Source organism: Candidatus Binatia bacterium (assembly GCA_026415395.1).
Lineage (GTDB): Bacteria > Desulfobacterota > Binatia > HRBIN30 > HRBIN30 > HRBIN30.
Genome location: JAOAHD010000002.1, coordinates 275403 through 292808, shown reverse-complemented (window position 1 = coordinate 292808; position 17406 = coordinate 275403). Strand labels below are relative to the sequence as shown.

Annotated in this window: 13 protein-coding genes; 7 read left to right on the top strand and 6 right to left on the bottom strand. The window is 62.5% G+C overall.

Annotation, left to right across the window (positions count from 1 at the left end; all coding sequences use genetic code 11):
• Positions 1 to 58: 58 nt before the first annotated feature.
• Both N3C12_01795 and N3C12_01790 read right to left on the bottom strand, forming a co-directional pair.
• On the bottom strand, positions 59 to 1345 hold the full coding sequence (locus N3C12_01795; protein MCX8071173.1) for a hypothetical protein: 1287 nt from the start codon (positions 1343 to 1345) through the stop codon (positions 59 to 61).
• Between the two features lie 9 nt (positions 1346 to 1354).
• Entirely contained in the window at positions 1355 to 3184 is a 1830-nt protein-coding gene (locus N3C12_01790; GenBank protein MCX8071172.1) for a caspase family protein, read from the bottom strand.
• A gap of 323 nt (positions 3185 to 3507) precedes the next feature.
• Here N3C12_01790 and N3C12_01785 point away from each other — a divergent pair, with 323 nt between their 5' ends.
• The 3 genes from N3C12_01785 (at position 3508) to N3C12_01775 (ending at position 6584) form a co-directional block, all read left to right on the top strand.
• Complete coding sequence (locus tag N3C12_01785) at positions 3508 to 4449, top strand: hypothetical protein (protein ID MCX8071171.1); 942 nt, start codon at positions 3508 to 3510, stop codon at positions 4447 to 4449.
• Between the two features lie 3 nt (positions 4450 to 4452).
• Positions 4453 to 5055 carry an SH3 domain-containing protein gene (locus N3C12_01780; GenBank protein MCX8071170.1) on the top strand — a complete coding sequence of 201 codons (603 nt, stop codon included), beginning with the start codon at positions 4453 to 4455 and terminating at the stop codon, positions 5053 to 5055.
• A gap of 62 nt (positions 5056 to 5117) precedes the next feature.
• On the top strand, positions 5118 to 6584 hold the full coding sequence (locus N3C12_01775) for a hypothetical protein (protein ID MCX8071169.1): 1467 nt from the start codon (positions 5118 to 5120) through the stop codon (positions 6582 to 6584).
• Between the two features lie 88 nt (positions 6585 to 6672).
• Here the strand turns inward: N3C12_01775 and N3C12_01770 are convergent, their stop codons facing one another.
• The 3 genes from N3C12_01770 to N3C12_01760 all read right to left on the bottom strand — a co-directional run bounded on the left by N3C12_01770 (position 6673) and on the right by N3C12_01760 (position 11876).
• The gene (locus N3C12_01770) at positions 6673 to 7512 is read right to left on the bottom strand and encodes a shikimate dehydrogenase (GenBank protein ID MCX8071168.1); all 840 of its coding nucleotides are present in this window, start codon (positions 7510 to 7512) and stop codon (positions 6673 to 6675) included.
• Between the two features lie 93 nt (positions 7513 to 7605).
• Positions 7606 to 10551 carry a pyruvate, phosphate dikinase gene (gene ppdK / locus N3C12_01765; protein MCX8071167.1) on the bottom strand — a complete coding sequence of 982 codons (2946 nt, stop codon included), beginning with the start codon at positions 10549 to 10551 and terminating at the stop codon, positions 7606 to 7608.
• Positions 10548 to 11876, bottom strand: coding sequence for a glycine--tRNA ligase (locus tag N3C12_01760; GenBank protein MCX8071166.1), 1329 nt, complete (start codon positions 11874 to 11876; stop codon positions 10548 to 10550). The genes ppdK and N3C12_01760 overlap by 4 nt, the downstream gene beginning before the upstream one ends.
• Positions 11877 to 11985: 109 nt before the next feature.
• Between N3C12_01760 and N3C12_01755 the strand changes: the two genes are divergently transcribed.
• The 4 genes from N3C12_01755 (at position 11986) to N3C12_01740 (ending at position 15807) form a co-directional block, all read left to right on the top strand.
• Positions 11986 to 13077 carry a prolyl oligopeptidase family serine peptidase gene (locus tag N3C12_01755; protein MCX8071165.1) on the top strand — a complete coding sequence of 364 codons (1092 nt, stop codon included), beginning with the start codon at positions 11986 to 11988 and terminating at the stop codon, positions 13075 to 13077.
• 180 nt (positions 13078 to 13257) lie between these two features.
• On the top strand, positions 13258 to 13866 hold the full coding sequence (locus N3C12_01750) for a nitroreductase family deazaflavin-dependent oxidoreductase (GenBank protein MCX8071164.1): 609 nt from the start codon (positions 13258 to 13260) through the stop codon (positions 13864 to 13866).
• Positions 13867 to 13903: 37 nt separating this feature from the next.
• Positions 13904 to 14581 carry a hypothetical protein gene (locus tag N3C12_01745; GenBank protein MCX8071163.1) on the top strand — a complete coding sequence of 226 codons (678 nt, stop codon included), beginning with the start codon at positions 13904 to 13906 and terminating at the stop codon, positions 14579 to 14581.
• A 266-nt stretch (positions 14582 to 14847) separates the two neighbouring features.
• Positions 14848 to 15807 (top strand): acyltransferase, encoded by a 960-nt coding sequence (locus N3C12_01740; GenBank protein ID MCX8071162.1) that lies wholly within the window; start codon positions 14848 to 14850, stop codon positions 15805 to 15807.
• Between the two features lie 7 nt (positions 15808 to 15814).
• Here N3C12_01740 and N3C12_01735 read toward each other — a convergent pair whose 3' ends face one another.
• Positions 15815 to 17308 (bottom strand): hypothetical protein, encoded by a 1494-nt coding sequence (locus tag N3C12_01735; protein ID MCX8071161.1) that lies wholly within the window; start codon positions 17306 to 17308, stop codon positions 15815 to 15817.
• Between the last annotated feature and the right edge of the window lie 98 nt (positions 17309 to 17406).

Sequence of the window (17406 nt, the reverse complement as noted above, 5' to 3'; positions counted from 1 at the left end):
CCTCCAGAACGAATCCTCACTACGGTTAGCGAGGGGCACCTAGCGGGCGCAAGCGCAGTTACCAGGCGTACTCTAACTGGACGGAGTAAATCACATCGGCGCGTAGGCCATCGCGATTGAGGGGAAGCTGCACGTTGCCCCCGACGACCCACTGGCCGAACGGATTGGCTTTGAAACCGAGCGCGCTCTGGAACACGTTGTCATTGACGCCATCGCGCCAGTCGTCGTGGAAGCCGAGGAAGTCCACAGCCAAGGTGAGCCAGGGGGCGGCACGCCAGTCGGCCCCGGCAATCCATTGTGCCTGACTTACATCCTTCCGGCTGCGCAATGCGTAGCCCAAGTTCAGGTGGGGCTCCCAATCGCCGACTTGCTTGGAGAGAATCAACCAGGGCGTAAAAGTGGGGTCGCGAAAGCCGAGCAGGTCGGACGCGCGGCCGGTGGGCAAGGTCGTCACTTGCGCCAGCGCCACGTCGGCCCAACGAAATTCCCCGACATGCCATTTGCTGCGCAAGTAAATGTCGCCGGTACCGAAGGCGTTGGCATCGAAGTGGTCGACAGCGCACAAAAATTCCCCCGGACAAGTGCCGAGGTTGTCCACCACCACGCCACGCTGATCGACGGTGAAAAACACTCCGCCGTCGCCGTTGGGGTCGCGGATCACGGCGCGCGCATCCGCTTTCATCCGCGCGCGCGCCAGCGAGAGGCTGATGCTGACGTCGATCGAATCCGTCAGTCCGTAGGCAGCGGTGAGAAACCACAAGTCGAACCCGAGCCGGAAGTCGAGATTGGTCTCCAACAAGTTGTCCGCGGCCCGGAGGCGATCCTCTTCCGGCAATTGTTCGAGAAAGCCGGCGGACAGCGCCGGTTGCACGCTGCGCAGGTGGCGGAGCGAGGATCCCTCGAGGGTGTCGAAGTCGATGCGGGTGTAGGAAAAGCCCAGCGAGATGGTGCGCGCACCGAGCGTGGTGGCGCGCTCCGCCAAGCTCGGCCCTAAGCTTTGCGCTCGCCGCACATAGCTTTCGGAAGCGTCGTCGAACTCGAAGCGGAAGGCGCCGGTGGCTGACGGCGGGGGCACTTGGGCACGGGCTGTGGCGAGTGCAGCCGAGAGGGCGCGAAATTGATCGGCCACGCGCGGCTGTTGCACGTCGTTAAAGGCGAGGGGAGTAATCGAGGTGCGAAACGCGCCGCCGAAGAGCGAGGGGATGCGCTCGTTGAGCGGCTGAGCCCACGCACTCAAGGACAAGCCCGCGCACAGCGCCAGGACCACCACGCTCGTAAGCCGAGCGCTCGCTGCGATTGCTCGCCGCGCTCGCGGGCGGGGCTGGCTGCCACAACGCTGCCGCATCGGCTGCTCCTACGGCTTGCCGGCAATGAGCCAGCCGCGCGGTGTGCGCACGAGCCGGCGGGTGAGCCGCACCTCCAGGGTAATCGGTTTGCCGCTCTCGCGGTCCACAAAACGATCGCGCCGGAGGAAGGAAACCACCACGTCCTCGCCCTGCTTGTCCACACGCACGTCGTCAATCTCCACCCGCAAGTCCACGGCGTTCTCGAAGTAGCGCGCCAACGTGGCGCGACGCTGCGTCGGGAAGTCGACGTACAAGCGGGCAAAGGCTTCGACATCCTTGCTCACGAGCGCCTGCCGGTAGCGCTCGATGAGGGCCACCGCTTCCTGCTCGGCCGACCCTGGCTCCTCGGCCCATGCCAAAGAGACCAGCGACACCGGTGGCCAGAGGTCGAACCAACTCGTTTTGCGCGCGGGGCGCGGGCGCGTCGGCGATGGCCGAGGGACCCGTTCCGGAGGAACTTCGATTTCTCCTTCGCTTTCCAGCAGCAGTCGCAAGGCATCGAGGCTGGTTTTCTCGCCGCCACTCGTATCGCTCGGTGCCGCCACGTGCATGCGGCGAAGCAAGCTGTAAACGAGGTGCTTTTGCAACGTGAAAAAGTCGTCGAGCGAACCCTGCACGCTGTCGGAGCCCTCTTGCAACCCGGTGCGGCTGTAAACGATGTGAGCGTCGATGCGGATTTCACCGCCGACGATGCTGAACGAGCCGGTGATCAAGCGCTCAATGCCGAGCTGACGCGCCACCGCCAGCAAATCCCCCCCGCGCTGAGCGAGCGCCCGATCGACTAACTCCGGAGCATAGACTTGCAACGCTTTGACCTTGCTGAGCTCGGTGTTGAACGCCGTGCGCAGCGCAATTCCCACCCAGTCGTGCTCCGGGTCTGACCGTAAATTTTGGAACGTCATCACTGCCACTGAGTTGGCCTCGGCTTGCCCGGTAGAGGCCGGGCGATCCGCATGACCCACCGATGCGGGTGTGGGCAGCGACGCCATGCCCGGGCGCACGGCAACAAAGCTGAAGTCAGTGCCCTCGACTTTGTAGTACGGGTGTTGCCGTTCCGCAGTGATCGCTGCCACCGTGCGGGTGACGTAGCCGAACAGCTCCGTTACCGTGATTTCGCCGTTGTGGTCAGCGTCGGCGGCGCCCGCGAGTCCCCGCAAAATCCCGTAAGTGAACGCGCCGTGGCCGAGGTCGGACCGCTCCTCGGATTCTTCGCCTGGTTTGCTGGCCGCGAGCAGGAAAAAGCCCTCGCCCGCGTTCAAGCGAGCGGCCGGATCGTCGAGCGCTTGGAGTTGCGGGGCGGCTACGCGCAGTGCGCCCGCATGGCAGGTGTCGAGCATAACCACGACGCCACGCGCACTGCGCCGCACCAGGCGGAGCATTTCGTCGAGGTCGGTCATGCGCAAACCCGTGCTCACATAGTTCGCGGGTGTGGCAGGCGCGGGCAGGAAGTAGTAGCTGCCAGTGGAGCGATCCTGGACGCCGTGGCCAGCGAGGAACAGCACTGCCACATCGTTCGGGCGTGCTTGCCCAAGAAAGCGCACCATGCCTTCGAGGATCGACTCGCGCGTAACCTGCTCATCCACGAGCACCCGCGTATGGACCGCCTCGTACAACGGGCCCCCGGCTTGTTTTTCCAACGCCGACGCCACCGCACGCGCGTCGCCCGCCGCAAATCGCAGGCGCAACTCGGGCTGTGCATATTGCCCGACTCCAACGGCAAGCACCCAGAGCTGCGCCCCTCTGCCCCCGGTCGGAGTTTGCGCCCCAGCCAGCAGGAGCCAACCGATGCCAGGCAATGCGTGACAAACGAACCAAACCAGCAACGTGCTCAATGGCAAGCGACCACGCCGCCACCCGCGGCCCCTGGCGGAGCAGCCCGCCGAGCACCGCGATCGGTACGAGGAAAGGAAGGAAGAGAACCACGCTCCAAGGCGAGAAAAGTCGAGAGAAAATTGCACCGGCGGTGAGGGTCGGGGCAATAAAAGAAGATTTTCCCGCATCCTACTGTCTTGCCAATACTCGAGAGGCCAGCGAGGGAGTGGGAGTGCTAAGCACGCAGGCAGTACGGATGCAACGCGAAGAGGGCCGGGCAGGCCAAGGTGCGCGGCGGCGCGGCCTCTCTTTGCCACTAAGTTGTCGGTGGCTACACGGTGGGGAGAACATGCCGCGGCAAACAACCTGGGAGGAGGACCGAGCGCTTGTACAACGCTGCATCGCCGGGGACGGCGCCGCTGTGCGGCAATTCCAAGAGCTGTTCGGCGAACTCATTTATGCGTTTCCCATACGCGCCTATCGCGTGCCGGCGGAAGAAGCGGGCGATTTTTACCTCTTCGCATTTGAAGACGGGCGTTTGTTCCGGCGCCTGCGCACGTATGCTGGCAAGGTGCCCTTGCGCAGTTACCTGGCTGGCTTCGTGCTCGACCACTTGGTACTGGAATGGAAGCGGCGAGAGCGCACGCTGGAAACGGTTTCGCTGGATTCGCTGGCAGAGCAAGATCGCGGTTTCGCTGCCGAACTCGCTGCCGATGCACCGGCTGAGGACGGTGCACGGCCATCGTGGGAAGAGGCGCTCGCCAAACTACCGCTGCAAAGAGCCATTGTGCTGAAGCTGTTGCACGTGGAGGACGCAGAATTCGTACCGGAGGAGCTGCGTTACTTGGCGAAGGCGAGCGGCCAGACGCTGCGCGGGGTGATCGACGAGATCGAACGGCTGCGGGCGATCGTGCGCGAACGTGAAACCATGCTCCGCCGGTTGGACGATCAGTTGGAATCGATCCAAGGCTGGATGCGTTTGTATCGGCGTCGCTTGGCCCGTCTCGAGGCCGATGCCGCAGGCGCGGCCCCGGGCTCACCAGCCGCGCAAAAAATTGCCGCCGAGCGTTGCGAGCTCGAACGCAAACTCAAATGGCGCGAACAACAAAGGCAACGTCTCGTGCAACAACTCCAGCGCCGCAAAGTGACCACACCGTACAAGGAAATCGCCCGGTTGCTCGGCACGACGATTGGCAACGTAGCCTCGCAAATTTTGCGCGTGCGCAAAGAACTGGCCCGCCACCTCGGCGCACTCGAACCCCTGCCGAAAGATCGCGAGCGAGGAGTGTGAACGATGGAGCTTGAACGAGAGCAAAGCTGCCCTGAGGAAGAAAGCTTGCTGGCTTACGGCTTGGGCTTGGCCGATGAGGAAACCGCGGGCTCGGTCGAACATCACCTCGAGCACTGCGATGCCTGTTTGAGTGCCTTGGCCCTCGCACGCCAGCGGTTGCGGCAACTCGAGAGTGCCGGCGGCATCGCGGTGCCGCCGCACATCGTGGAGCAGGTGGCAGCCACCCCCCACCGTGCGGCTGCCACAGCGGTGGCGGACGCGCCTGCAGCAACCCTTGCTCGGCGTGTCCGCCTACCGCTCCCCCCGCGACCAGTGTTGTCTTGGGCGCTGGCCGCGGGCGTTCTGCTGGTGGTGGGCGTGCAAATCGGGAGCTGGCAGGTGACGCGCGCACCCGAGCGGAGGACCCGCGCGGTGGTCGTCGAGCAACCAATCAGAGTATCCGCGGCCACCGCGCTGGTACGCCGCGAGCCGCATCCACAGGCCGAAGTGGTGGCCACGTTGCGACGCGGTGATGCCGTTACGGTTGGAAGCGAGGAGCGAGAATGGTATCGGGTGTCGCTGCCTGATGGCACCGAAGGATGGGTGGAACAGGACGCCTTTCGTTAAACCGACCTTTACTTCCGAAGGGGAGGATTGCGCGCCTCGGCCAACGCGTCGCTCTATGCTTCGTGGCTGCCGGGACGGCCGCGTTTGCCTTGGCCTCGGCAGCGGTTGCTGACGATGCCATTCCCCTCGCCTGCGGGCAGCCCGTGGTCGGCACGTTGGACCGGGACAGCGGCAAGGAACGCTCTTACGTTCTCTTGCCCCAAGCTGCCGACAGCGTGGTGGTGGTCGATGCGGTCGATGTTTCCGGAACCTTGGACCTGCTCAAGCTGCAAGTGGGCCGCGGAACAACTTGCACTGGGTCCGCCATCGTTCAGGCGCGACGCAACGAGGATGTCGAGATCGAGGTCTCCGATTGCTTTGGCCGCGATCGTGGTTCGTTCGTGATCACCGCCTCGGTGGTCTCCGCGGGCGCGGGTAACTGCAGCGAGCCGCTCCCCTGTGGCACCGTACCCTTCGTGCGCCGGTTTGCGACCGTGGGCGAAACCCACGCGTACAGCTTTTTTGCGCGCGCGGGCGACGAGATCGACGTGTGGGCGGGGCAAGGGCTCCCGCGCGCCGGCGAGCAACGTATGCGCTTGCGGTTGTTTCAACCGGATGGCACGCCACTGACGCGCGGTGATTCCTGTGGTGGTCGCCTCAGCGGGCGGGCGCCTGTGACTGGCCAGTATACCTTGCTCGTGAGTAGCTGCGGCAAGCCGGAGAACCAGCCATACTGGATTGCCTTCGATGCCCCGACGTGCCCGGCAGGACCAGAGCTGACTTACTTGGGCTTGGCCCGCGCCGATGGGCGGCCGTTCGCGCCCGACGAATACGACAGCGAAGGCCGCCCGATTTACCGAGTTTCCCAAGGCAGCGGCTTTTTCTTTGTTGTCGAGGGCCGGCCCGGTCGCAGCGGCGCACCTGTAGGCCTGCGCGCATTTGTGGACGATGGCTGGCCGGACCTGCAAGTTCTCTTGTCGCGTCCTCTAGGTGACGGAAGCCCTGTGTTGTGCGACACGCGGCGCCCGACGGTTGGCGGCGTTCCCGCCACTCCGTCGCTGGAATTTCTCGATTTGGAAGGTGTCATCCGCGTGGTCAATGACTTCGGCTGCCGGGTAGACGACGGGACCGGAGCTCCGCTTGGCCGCGACGAAGCGGATTTTGCCTGCACGTCGTTCCCCGATGGTTCCGACCACTTCGTCTCTCCCCGTAGCACGGTGCAGTTCTGCGCAGTCATGTCCTCGGCATGGGCGTTTCGGCCGGGGCGAACCATCGTCAAGGTCCGGCTGCGCGATGAAGCCGGGAACCTAGGCTGGCCACGGGAAATGATCGTGGAGGTGCCTGGTGCGCCGCCAGCGGCCTGCGGCGGCGACTGCAATGGCGACGGCACCGTAACTGTGGACGAAATCGTCGCCGGCGTGCGAGCCGCGCTCGGTGAGGCGCCGGTCACGCAATGCCCCACAATGGATCAGGATGGCGACGGCAGCGTGACGATCGACGAGATCTTGCTCGCCGTAAGCCACGCACTGTCCGGCTGCCCGCCAATGTAATGGCGAACGGCGGTGGGGCCTTGCGGCGTTTCCTCGGAGCAACGCAGGCGTCGCCCGAGGTGCCGGTGCGCTACCGCGCCTTGATCCCTCACCTATGCAGGATTGCCGCTTGCAAGGCTTGCCGCATCACTGCCAAAGGCGGACGGCGCCCGGTCCACAGTCGGAACGCCGCGGCCCCTTGATGCAGCAGCATCTCCACGCCATCGAGCGTCGGGCGTCGGAAGCGGGCCGCCTGCTGCAAAAAGGCAGTTTCCCGCCCGTAAATCAAATCGAAGAACAGGCAATTCGGCGGGGTGGCTTCGATAGCCATTGGCGGGAACGGCTCGCCGTGCAAGCCCACCGATGTCGTGTTGATCACCAGCCGCGCGTGCTGCAACGAAGCTGGGTTGCGCAGCGCTGCAAGCGGATGCGCTTCGACGATAAACTCCCCCGTCGAAAAGCGGCGGCGCAATGCCTGGGCGCGGGCCAGGGTGCGATTGGCAAGCACCACCCGTTGCACACCGGCTTGCTCGAGTGCCGCGAGAACAGCGCGCGCCGCGCCGCCTGCGCCGATGACTACCGCCGTGCTACCGCGCAACCGCAGCCGCCGCAACGATTGGCGGACGCCGAAGACGTCGGTGTTCTCTCCCCACAAACGGCTGCCGCGCACCACGATGGTGTTCACAGCGCCCACTCGCTGTGCAAGAGGCGAAGCTTCGTCAACGATCGACAACGCGGCCTCCTTGTGCGGCACGGTGACATTCACCCCAGCAATGCCGAGAGCAGGCAGGGCACGCAGCGCGGCGCGGAGCCCAACGGCCTTTACTGGAAAAGCCACGTATACCCAGTCGAGCCCGAGTGCGGCAAAAGCGGCATTGTGCATCACCGGCGATAGCGAGTGCGCGACAGGATCTCCGACAATGCCCACGACGCGCGTCGAGCCCCGCACGGTGACGCCTTCGATCCCCGTGCGTTTAACCGTTCGCGCCCGGGGTTGCCGTCTGACCATCAGTCGCAGCGGGATTCCAGAGCGTGCCCAGGTTCAGTCGCCAGCGCGCGCTTGTGCGCCGGTCAGCGCCGCGTGAGCAGCGGCTAGCCGAGCGATGGCCACGCGGAACGGTGAGCACGACACGTAATCCAACCCGAGAGCGTGGCAAAACTTGATGCTCGCCGGATCGCCCCCATGCTCGCCGCAGATCCCGATCTTTAGCTTGGGTTTCACCCGCCGGCCCTTTTCCACAGCGATCCGCATCAGTGCGCCGACGCCAGCGACGTCAAGCGACTCGAACGGATCCCGCGGGTAGATTTCGAAATCGGCCACGTAGCGGACCAAAAAACGCCCGGCATCGTCGCGCGACACCCCCAGAGTCATTTGCGTGAGGTCATTGGTCCCGAAGGAGAAAAATTCGGCTTCCTGAGCAATTTCGTCGGCCGTCACCGCACCGCGCGGGACTTCAATCATGGTGCCGACGTGGTACCGCAGTTTGACGCCCCGTTCGCGGCACACCTCTTCCGCCACCCGCCGCACCACTTGGGCTTGCAGCTCGAGTTCCTTTCGGTGTCCGACCAACGGAATCATCACCTCGGGCATCACGGGGATGCCTTCCTGTGCCACATTCGCTGCAGCTTCGAAAATTGCTCGTGCCTGCATTTCGGTGATTTCGGGATACACAATGCCAAGCCGGCAACCGCGGAAGCCCAACATTGGGTTGAACTCGTGCAGCGCTTCCACACGCGCGCGCACGCGCTCGAACGGGATACCCATTTCCGCCGCGAGCTCACGCTGACCTTGTTCGTCATGCGGTAGGAATTCGTGCAGCGGCGGATCGAGGGTGCGGATGGTCACGGGTTTGCCGCGCATCACGCGAAAGATCCCTTCGAAGTCGCTGCGCTGAAGCGGCAAGAGCTTGGCGAGCGCCGCGCGCCGCTCCTCGGCGGTTTCCGCCAAAATCATTTGGCGCATCGGGCCGATCTTGCCTTCGCCGAAAAACATGTGCTCGGTGCGACAGAGCCCAATCCCTTCCGCCCCGAACGCCACTGCTTGCGCGCATTGTTCGGCAAGGTCGGCATTGGCCCACACGCCGAGTTTGCGCTCGCGGTCGGCCCACTGCATGAGCTGCGCAAAACGCTCGTACAGCGGCGAGTCGCTCGGTGCCAGGGTCTTATCCACCAGCACGCGCACGATGTCGCTCGGCTGTGTGGCAATTTCCCCGAGGAACACCTCACCGGTTGTGCCGTCGATGGCGATGGCATCGCCCGTGCGCAGAACGTGCGGCGTGCCGGCGACGCGCATTTCTCCGGCGGCGTAGTCGATTTGCAAAGCTTCGCAGCCCACCACGCACACCTTGCCCATTTGCCGGCCGACCAGCGCGGCGTGCGAGGTCATGCCGCCGCGCGCCGTGAGAATCCCTTCGGCCGCTGCCATCCCCCGGATGTCTTCCGGTGAGGTTTCGATGCGCACGAGAATCACTTTTTCTCCCCGCGCCTTGGCGGCTTCAGCATCTTCTGCGTGGAAGTAGATGCGTCCGGTTGCCGCCCCAGGGCCAGCGTTCAGCCCCTTGGCGAGGAGGCGATGTTCGGCAATGGCTTGCTGTTTGGCTGCGGGGACAAAGGTCGGACGCAAGAGCTGCTCGAGTTGTTCGGGTTCTACTCGAAGCAACGCTTCGCGGGCGGAAATCAAGCGCTCCCGCACCATGTCGACGGCAATGCGCAGCGCCGCCACGCCGGTGCGTTTTCCGACACGACACTGCAACATGTACAGCTTGCCGCGCTCGATGGTGAACTCGATGTCCATCATGTCGCGATAATGGCGCTCGAGAATGCGGCGAATTTGCAGGAGTTGCTCATACGCGCGCGGGTTTTCCCGTTCGAGCGCGGCGATCGGAATGGGCGTGCGGATACCGGCGACGACGTCTTCCCCTTGCGCGTTCATCAGGAACTCGCCGTAAAGTACGTTTTCCCCCGTGGCCGGGTCGCGCGTGAAGGCCACGCCGGTGCCGGAATCTTCCCCCAAGTTGCCGAACACCATCGACTGCACATTGACCGCCGTGCCCCAATCTTCCGGAATGTTGTTGAGCTTGCGGTAGACGATGGCGCGCTCGTTCATCCAAGAACGAAACACAGCGCCGATCGCGCCCCACAATTGTTCCTGCGGGTCCTCGGGAAAGTTCACGCCCAGGCGGTCGCGAATCGCCTGTTTGAACTCCATCACGAGCTCGCGCAAATCCGCAGCGGTGAGCTCGGTATCGAGGCGCACACCGCGCTGCTCCTTTTTGCGCTGCAGGATGGCTTCGAAGGGGTCGATCTCGGTTTTCGACTGCGGCTTGAGCCCCAACACCACATCGCCATACATCGCCACGAAACGGCGGTAGGCGTCGTAAGCAAAGCGCTCGTTGCCGCTCATTTTGATGAGGCCTTGCACGGTGCTGTCATTGAGGCCGAGGTTGAGCACTGTATCCATCATGCCCGGCATAGAGGCGCGGGCGCCCGAGCGCACCGAAACGAGCAACGGATTGTCCAGATCTCCGAAGCGGCGACCGACAAGCTGCTCTACATGAGCGAGCGCCCGTTCCACTTCCTCGCGCAAGCCAGGCGGGTAGGTTTGGTTGTGTGCATAGTAGTAAGTGCAGACCTCGGTTGTGATCGTGAACCCTGGCGGCACCGGCAAACCGAGCCCAGCCATTTCCGCCAAATTGGCCCCCTTGCCGCCGAGCAAATCCTTCATTTGCGCATTGCCGTCAGCGCGCCCGCCGCCAAAGAAGTACACGTAGCGCGGCTTTTTGCTCGGTTGCGGTCGGGTTTTCGCTAACGGAGGCGAGGGCTGGGCGCGGTCGAGCGCCGCCACAGCCCGTGGGTGCGCGCGCGCCCGGCGCTGGCGCGCCGCGGCTACCTTCTTCCCGGCCACGGTTCTTGCACTGGTTTTTTTCCGCCCGGCTGTTTTCAGGCTGCGAGTTGTTTTCTTGCCTTGCTTGCTCCCCTTTTTCTTCATACCTCGATCCGCCTCTTGAGTTCTTCCACCAAACGCTCCACCGGAATGCGCTCCTGCTGCATGGTGTCACGGTCGCGCAAGGTAACCGTACCATCCTGCATCGTTTGATGATCCACGGTAACACCGAAGGGAGTGCCGATTTCATCCTGCCGCCGGTAGCGGCGACCGATGGAACCCGACTGGTCGTACTGCACCGTGAAGTGCTGTCGCAAGAGATCCGCAATCTCCATGGCCTTCTCCGGCTGGCCTTCTTTACGGAGTAAGGGGAACACGGCAACTTTTACCGGCGCGATACGTGGATGAAACCGCAGCACCACGCGTGGCTCGCCGTCGGCAACATCCTCGTCGTATGCGTCAACCAAGAACGCCAGCGTTGCCCGGTCGGCTCCGGCTGCCGGCTCGATCACGTAGGGGTAAAAGCGCTCCTTGGTTTCCTCGTCGTAGTAGCTCAAATCCTTGCCGCTGTACTCAGCGTGGCGACGCAAATCGAAATCCGTGCGGTTGGCAATGCCTTCGAGCTCCGACCAGCCGAAGGGGAAGTGGTATTCCACGTCCACACACGCTTTGGCGTAATGCGCCAGTTCGTCGGGAGCGTGCTCGCGCAGGCGCAAATTTTCGCGGCGAATGCCGTATTTCGTGTACCAGCGCAAGCGCTCCTCCCGCCAGTACTCGTACCATTTCTCGTCCTCGCCCGGACGCACGAAAAATTCCATCTCCATTTGCTCGAATTCGCGGGTGCGGAAGAGAAAATTGCCGGGCGTAATTTCGTTGCGAAACGACTTGCCGATTTGCGCAATGCCGAAGGGAACCTTTTGCCGCGAAGTGTGGAGGACGTTGAGGAAGTTGACGAAAATGCCTTGCGCTGTTTCCGGGCGCATGAAGACGACGCTGGCGGTGTCTTCCACCGGACCCATGAAGGTTTTGAACATCAGATTGAACTGACGTGCTTCCGTCAGTTCCCCCTCGCATTCGCCGGGGTGTTTCGATGGTTTGCGCGGGCATTGCGCATCCATGAGTTTGTCCGCCCGAAACCGTTCCTTGCAAAGCTTGCAGTCCACCAGCGGATCGGTGAAGCCCGCCACGTGTCCGGAGGCTTCCCACACCCGCGGGTGCATAAGGATGGAGCAATCGATGCCGACGATGTCGGCGCGGCGCATAACCATGTCACGCCACCAAGCATCTTTAACGTTACGCTTTAACTCGACGCCTATGGGGCCATAGTCCCAACAGCTCGCTAAACCGCCGTAAATTTCGCTCGATTGGAAGGCGAAGCCTCGCCGTTTGGCGAGATTCACGATTTTCTCCATGGTGACCGGCCGATTCATTTCCGCACCGCATACAGTTGCCACCCAGGAGATTCAACGCTGCAGCGCTTGCGCGTGTTTGCTTGCGAGCGCGAGTTGGCGCAAAGTGAGAATCATGTGCCAAAGGAGAATGAGTTCGCAACACGCTCCGTTTGTCTTGTTCCTCGTTTTCTGGGGAGCCACAGGCAGCGAAGCGAGCGTTGCGTACACAGCGAGCCAAATCTTTCGCCCCGTGGTTGGCGACGCGGCTGGAGATACGAATGCCGACGGGCGCGCGACGGCCGCAGACCTTGTGGGCAAAGTGTTGGGGCACAAGAATCCCACCGAGGACGGTCCGTATGGCACGGGCTTCCGCCGGATCGATGTCATTAAGCCGTCGGAAACCCGAGCCGGCGAATCTCGGCGCTTGCTGACCAGCGTGTGGTATCCGGCTGCTCCAGGAACTTTTCCGTCGGACAGCATGCCCGGCGGACAAGCCCTCGCCCCGTTTGCCCCCGACCTGAATGCCCCATTACCCTTGTTGCTGTTTTCGCATGGATCCTGCGGCTTCGATCGGCAGTCGATCTTTCTCGTGCGCCGCTTGGCCACTTGGGGCTTTATCGTCGCCGCCCCCCCGCACCCGGGGAACACGACATCGGAATTTCAAACGTGCATGACCCCGGCAGCGCTGGCCGAATCGTTCGTCAACCGGCCGGCTGACATCATTGCCGTGCTCGACCGTATGCTACAAGAAAACGCCGACCCAGATTCGTTTTGGTTCCGACGCATCAATCCAGAGCGGATCGGCGTGCTTGGCCATTCGTTTGGAGGATTAACGACATTACGGGTGCTCGCTCGCGACGCACGATTCATCGCTGGTTTAGCGTTGGCCCCTGTGGTGCGGACGATCCAGGACGAGGTCCGCTCCGTTCACCAACCGACGATGATTCAAGTGGGAACGTTAGATTCATTGCTTGCCGATGCGCGGCTTGGCTACGACTTGCTTGCCGGCACCCGCATGCTGGTGGAAATCGAGCGCATGACCCATTCTCCCTTTTCCGACTTTTGTCTCGAGTGCACACCGGAGAGCCTGAGCGCGGCAGAGGCCCACCTTTACGCTCTTCGCTTTGCTGTGCCTTTTCTCCTCTCGTTCGTCGGCGGTGACCACCGGTTCGCCCTCTTTCTTGGTCCGGACTCCGTTCCCCCCGGAGTCCGCTACCTGGTCGACAACAACCAACGGTGAACGCCAGGGACTGGTGCTTCGGCAACGCCACCGGCGGTGGCGCAAGGGCGGGAGCCGAGGCGGAGGGTGTACCTTTGCGGGCGGTGTGGCACCGCGCGTTGCGTTGGTCTTGCAAGCAGCGGAAGTGGGCGGTCGTTCTTTGCTCGGCGTCGTTTTTGCCGTCGAGCTAAGGATGCTCGCTTGTCGGGTGCGGAGTGGAGCCGGGCAGTACAGGGACTCCGGTGGGTTTTGCCGGCCTCGAATCCGCTCGAACAGAAAGATGACGATCGCCTGAGGGGCGCCGTTGCGACAAAGCTGCAGGTGTTGCCGCAGGTTTTATTGGAGCGGGAGCGCTTCCTATCGCTGCTCGGGAAAGCCGCTCCTCTTGTGCACGGGCGCGAGTCGGGGTACACGAAGCGTATGCACTTTCCGTACTTCATGCGGCGAGTGAATCGGGTGTTCACGAATCCGCTCATGCGCTCGATTGCGTGGGTCGTGCCGCCGCTGGCAATCGTGCACCACGTGGGGCGAAAAAGCGGGCGGCCTTACCGCACGCCGGTGGTGGCTTTTCGCACGGAAAAGGGGTTCGTCATCCCGCTCACCTACGGGCGGGATGTGGATTGGGCGCAAAATCTCATAAAGGCGCGTCGCGGATTGGTAGAGCAACTCGGGCGGAAACACGAACTCGTCAACCCGCGCATCGTGGGGCGAGACGAGGCATATCGCTTGCTCCCGCCGGTGGTACGTTCGGTGTTGTACGCTGCTGATTTGCCCGGGTTCGTCGTACTGGAGTTTCCTCGGCACAGGTGAACGGGCGTCGTCGGGGGCTGGCGGAGAGGAAGCTGCGATGGTGGAAGAATTCCCGCTCGAGTGCCATCACGGGCATTGGTTTGTGCGTTTGCCGGGTGGGCTGTGGCTGTTGGATACAGGCTCACCGATCACGTTTGGCGAAGACCCGCAACTCCGTATTGCCGGCGAGGAGTTTCCGGTCAGCACTCGCGGCCTTGGTGTTTCGGCAAGTGACATCGGGCGCTTCGTGGGTGTTGTTTGTCGCGGACTCATCGGCGTCGATGTCCTCGATCGGTTCGATTTGATCCTCGACACGGTGGGTGGCAAGCTGGTCGTGTCGAGCGATGTGCTCGACTGCGCCGGCGCGGCAATTCCTTTGGAGCGTGTGGGTGGCCTGCCCGTGATCGAGGTGTCCATTTCTGGCGCACGGCATCGAATGTTTTTCGATACCGGTGCGTTCGTTTCCTATTTCGAGGACGATGCGTTGTTCCAGTTCCCCTTCCTCGGCCGCGTGGAGGATTTCTATCCGACAATTGGCGCGTTCGAGACCGACACGTACGCCGTGCCTATGATGGTGGGGCCAATTGCTGTGACTCTTCGTTGCGGCAAGCTCCCGGGCGTTTTGGCAGCGGCTTTTTCATTGCTCTTGAGCCAGGCGCGCGGAGTGATCGGGAACGAGCTGATCGCCGGCCGCACCTGCGGGTACTTCCCGCGCCGCAACCAGTTGGTGCTCTGACTCCCTGGGCGGCGACGATCGACCGTTCGCACAGGGCTGCGCAGGCCAGCGGAAGGTTGACGGCGATGCACAACGTGCAAAACCAGGCTAGGCTGCGGGTGTCTTCAAGCCAGGGTGGGGCACAGTTGCGGTGGTGCCTCGTTGTGGTGTAAGCGTGCCCCCAAAGCGGGGTTTTTTGCATGGCGGGGCGCGAGACAGCAGTCCTGGAGGTCGGTCCGCCTGGATCCCAGAAACAAGCTTCCCCTGCCTCTTCGCAATCGCAGCGGGTGCCTGAGATTGATTTCGTCAGAGCTATTTCCATCGTGGCGGTAGTTGCGATCCACTCATTTCTCTTTTTTGGGGAGAAAGCACGGCCCGCCTCGCTGGATGTCTTGGCCGTCGGAACCCGTTTTGCTGTTCCCGCATTTTTCTTTGTGGCTGGCTTTCTTGCCGCGCGGGGTCCAGTGGCTTCGCCTGCGTTGTACATTCGCAGCAGACTCCAACGGTTGCTGGTCCCTTACGTGATTGCGAGCGCGATTACCTTGTTGAGCGGATTCAGCGATGGTGGCGCGCGTAGCATTGGAGATGTGGTGTTTGCCCTGTTATTCGCCTCCGCCTGGGGGCCGTATTACTTTGTGTTTGTGCTTGTGGCTTTGGTTTTGGTTACACCCTTCATGTTGCGACTGCCCTTCCGGCTGCTTGTTGTTTTTTGCATCCTCTTGCTGGTCTGCACCTATTGGTTCGAACATTACCCGTTATTTGGCGTTCGTTCGCTTTTCTGGGCATTTAGAAATCCGCTACGCTGGGGCAGTTTTTACGTTGCCGGTATTGTCGCACGACCATGGTTAGAGAGGACGCAGATCTGGGCAGTTCCCCGCGTGCTGATGTGCGCCTTGTTGTTGTCGATGTCGGCGATTGCGCTACTCGGCCTTACTGTTCAGCTACCGACACTTTCCGCTTCCCGCGCCGTCGCCCAGCTCTCGCTCATTTGGGCAACGATTGTCGCACTGTTGGCTTGGGGCAGGTTGCTGCCACCAGTCGTGCCTATTTCCTGGCTGAGCGAAGCCTCCTACTCGATCTACCTCTATCATCTGTTTTTCGTTCGCGGCCTGTTGCCGCCAACCCCTCCGTGGCCCAGCGTCACTGTCAGAACTTTCGCATTCGGTGGCGCGCTGATGCTGTCGGTTGCCTTTGTTTGGTTGATTCGCCGCGCACTCGGCCCCAAGGCGCGCCTGTTATTCGGTTAAGCCCGGGTCAAGGCGGCGGCAACCCTTCGGCGCCTTCCTTGCGGCGGTATCCGCATTCGTCCTTTTGGTACATTTCCAAGAACTCCGGTTGTCCCCACATGTCCCGCTGCGCGGGGAGACTGAGCCCGTGCGGCTCTAGTGGGGGCAGCAAAATGTACTTGGGTTTCAGCGACAACACGTACCGGGAGTCGTACTTCTCGTGCCCAGCCAAGCCCCCGCCCATGGGAACCTTGCTGTATCGTGCGATGTGCAGGTCGGTAAGCCCCAGCATGTCGACGATGTGCCGGTTCGAGCACCACTTGAGCACACCGATGCCGAGCGCGGCGATGCGATCGTCGGCTGTGGTTTTTCGCAGCAAACAACGGCACACGTTGGTGCTCGCTCCAACGAGGAAATTCTCCGCTTTCCGATGCTGTAAATGCGCCGAGACCGCTTTTGCCGTACTTGTGGCTAACCAGCAGGCGGCCATCACCGTGACGGCCGCAGGCAGCGGGCGATCTTGCCAGATCGGGCTGCGCTGCAGCATTGTCAGTACTCCGGCATAGGTGAGCGCGCAGAGTGTGGGCACGATTGGGGTCCAGAAGCGGAAGAAATGGAACACGTCTCCACCTACGGAGACCACGTACGCCGCATAAAGAGCCAAGAAGGTGTAAATGCCTATGAGGGGGCGCCAGCCCGTGGTCAGCAATGGAATCCACGACGCCAGTAACAGTACCAACCCCCAGTCCCACAGAAACAACTTTAAGTACACCCAACCGCGAGCAACTTGCTCAGCGGTGCTGCCCACCTTGGCGTAGAACGTGTTGGGCAACAGGTAGCCGTAGTACCAAACCCGCCAGGCAAAGTACGGCGCAAAGATGGCAGCAAAGGCGAGCCCTACGCCGACACCCTTCCGGCCTTGATGACGGAGAGCGTCGGCGGAAAGGAGCACGCCGAGGAGCCACCCCTCGGGGCGCGTCAGTGCAGCCAGTGCTGCCAGCACCCCCACCCAAGGGGAGCGGCCGCTGGTGCGCACGTGCATCCAAAAGGAACTGGTTACCAGAAAGGCAAATAGCGTGGTTTCCATCCCAGAGGCAGCCCGCCACGATAACGGCGGCCCGAGAGGCACCAGCAGTGCTGCCCCGACAGCAGCGCGGCGCCAGTTGGCGGGCAGTAACTCTGCGGCAAGGCCAGCAGCAGCGAGCGCACTACCCACAGCGAACGTAACGCCTAGCCAAGTGCTCCACGGTTCGATCGAAAAACCCACCCAGAGGCCGAGCGCACTCAGCACCACCCAGAGAACGCAAGTGTAGCCCTCCACGCGCTCGCCGACGTTGAAGTCGATGCCGTGGCCTTCCACCCAATTGCGTGCGTAGGCAAACGTGATGTACGCATCGTCGAGTTTCCAGTCGTACACTCGCGCTTGAACCACGATTGCCGTTGCCGCCAGAGCTAAGACCAAGGGCGACAGGATGCGACGACGCGAAATGAGCATAGTTCGGTCTACCGAGTAACTACCCATAGGTCTGTGCGCCTTTCAATCTGATGATGCGAGAGATAGCTGCCGAATTCACGGGTGTTCGCGAGCGAGTGTAGGAAGCCTCGCAGGGTTCCTCTCGA

Excerpts from the sequence above, each read along its gene's own strand:
- N3C12_01795 (MCX8071173.1), bottom strand. The coding sequence starts at position 1,345 with ATGCGGCAGCGTTGTGGCAGCCAGCCCCGCCCGCGAGCGCGGCGAGCA.
- N3C12_01785 (MCX8071171.1), top strand. The coding sequence starts at position 3,508 with ATGCCGCGGCAAACAACCTGGGAGGAGGACCGAGCGCTTGTACAACGC.
- N3C12_01780 (MCX8071170.1), top strand. The coding sequence starts at position 4,453 with ATGGAGCTTGAACGAGAGCAAAGCTGCCCTGAGGAAGAAAGCTTGCTG.
- ppdK (MCX8071167.1), bottom strand. The coding sequence starts at position 10,551 with ATGAAGAAAAAGGGGAGCAAGCAAGGCAAGAAAACAACTCGCAGCCTG.
- N3C12_01760 (MCX8071166.1), bottom strand. The coding sequence starts at position 11,876 with ATGAATCGGCCGGTCACCATGGAGAAAATCGTGAATCTCGCCAAACGG.
- N3C12_01755 (MCX8071165.1), top strand. The coding sequence starts at position 11,986 with ATGAGTTCGCAACACGCTCCGTTTGTCTTGTTCCTCGTTTTCTGGGGA.
- N3C12_01745 (MCX8071163.1), top strand. The coding sequence starts at position 13,904 with ATGGTGGAAGAATTCCCGCTCGAGTGCCATCACGGGCATTGGTTTGTG.
- N3C12_01735 (MCX8071161.1), bottom strand. The coding sequence starts at position 17,308 with ATGGGTAGTTACTCGGTAGACCGAACTATGCTCATTTCGCGTCGTCGC.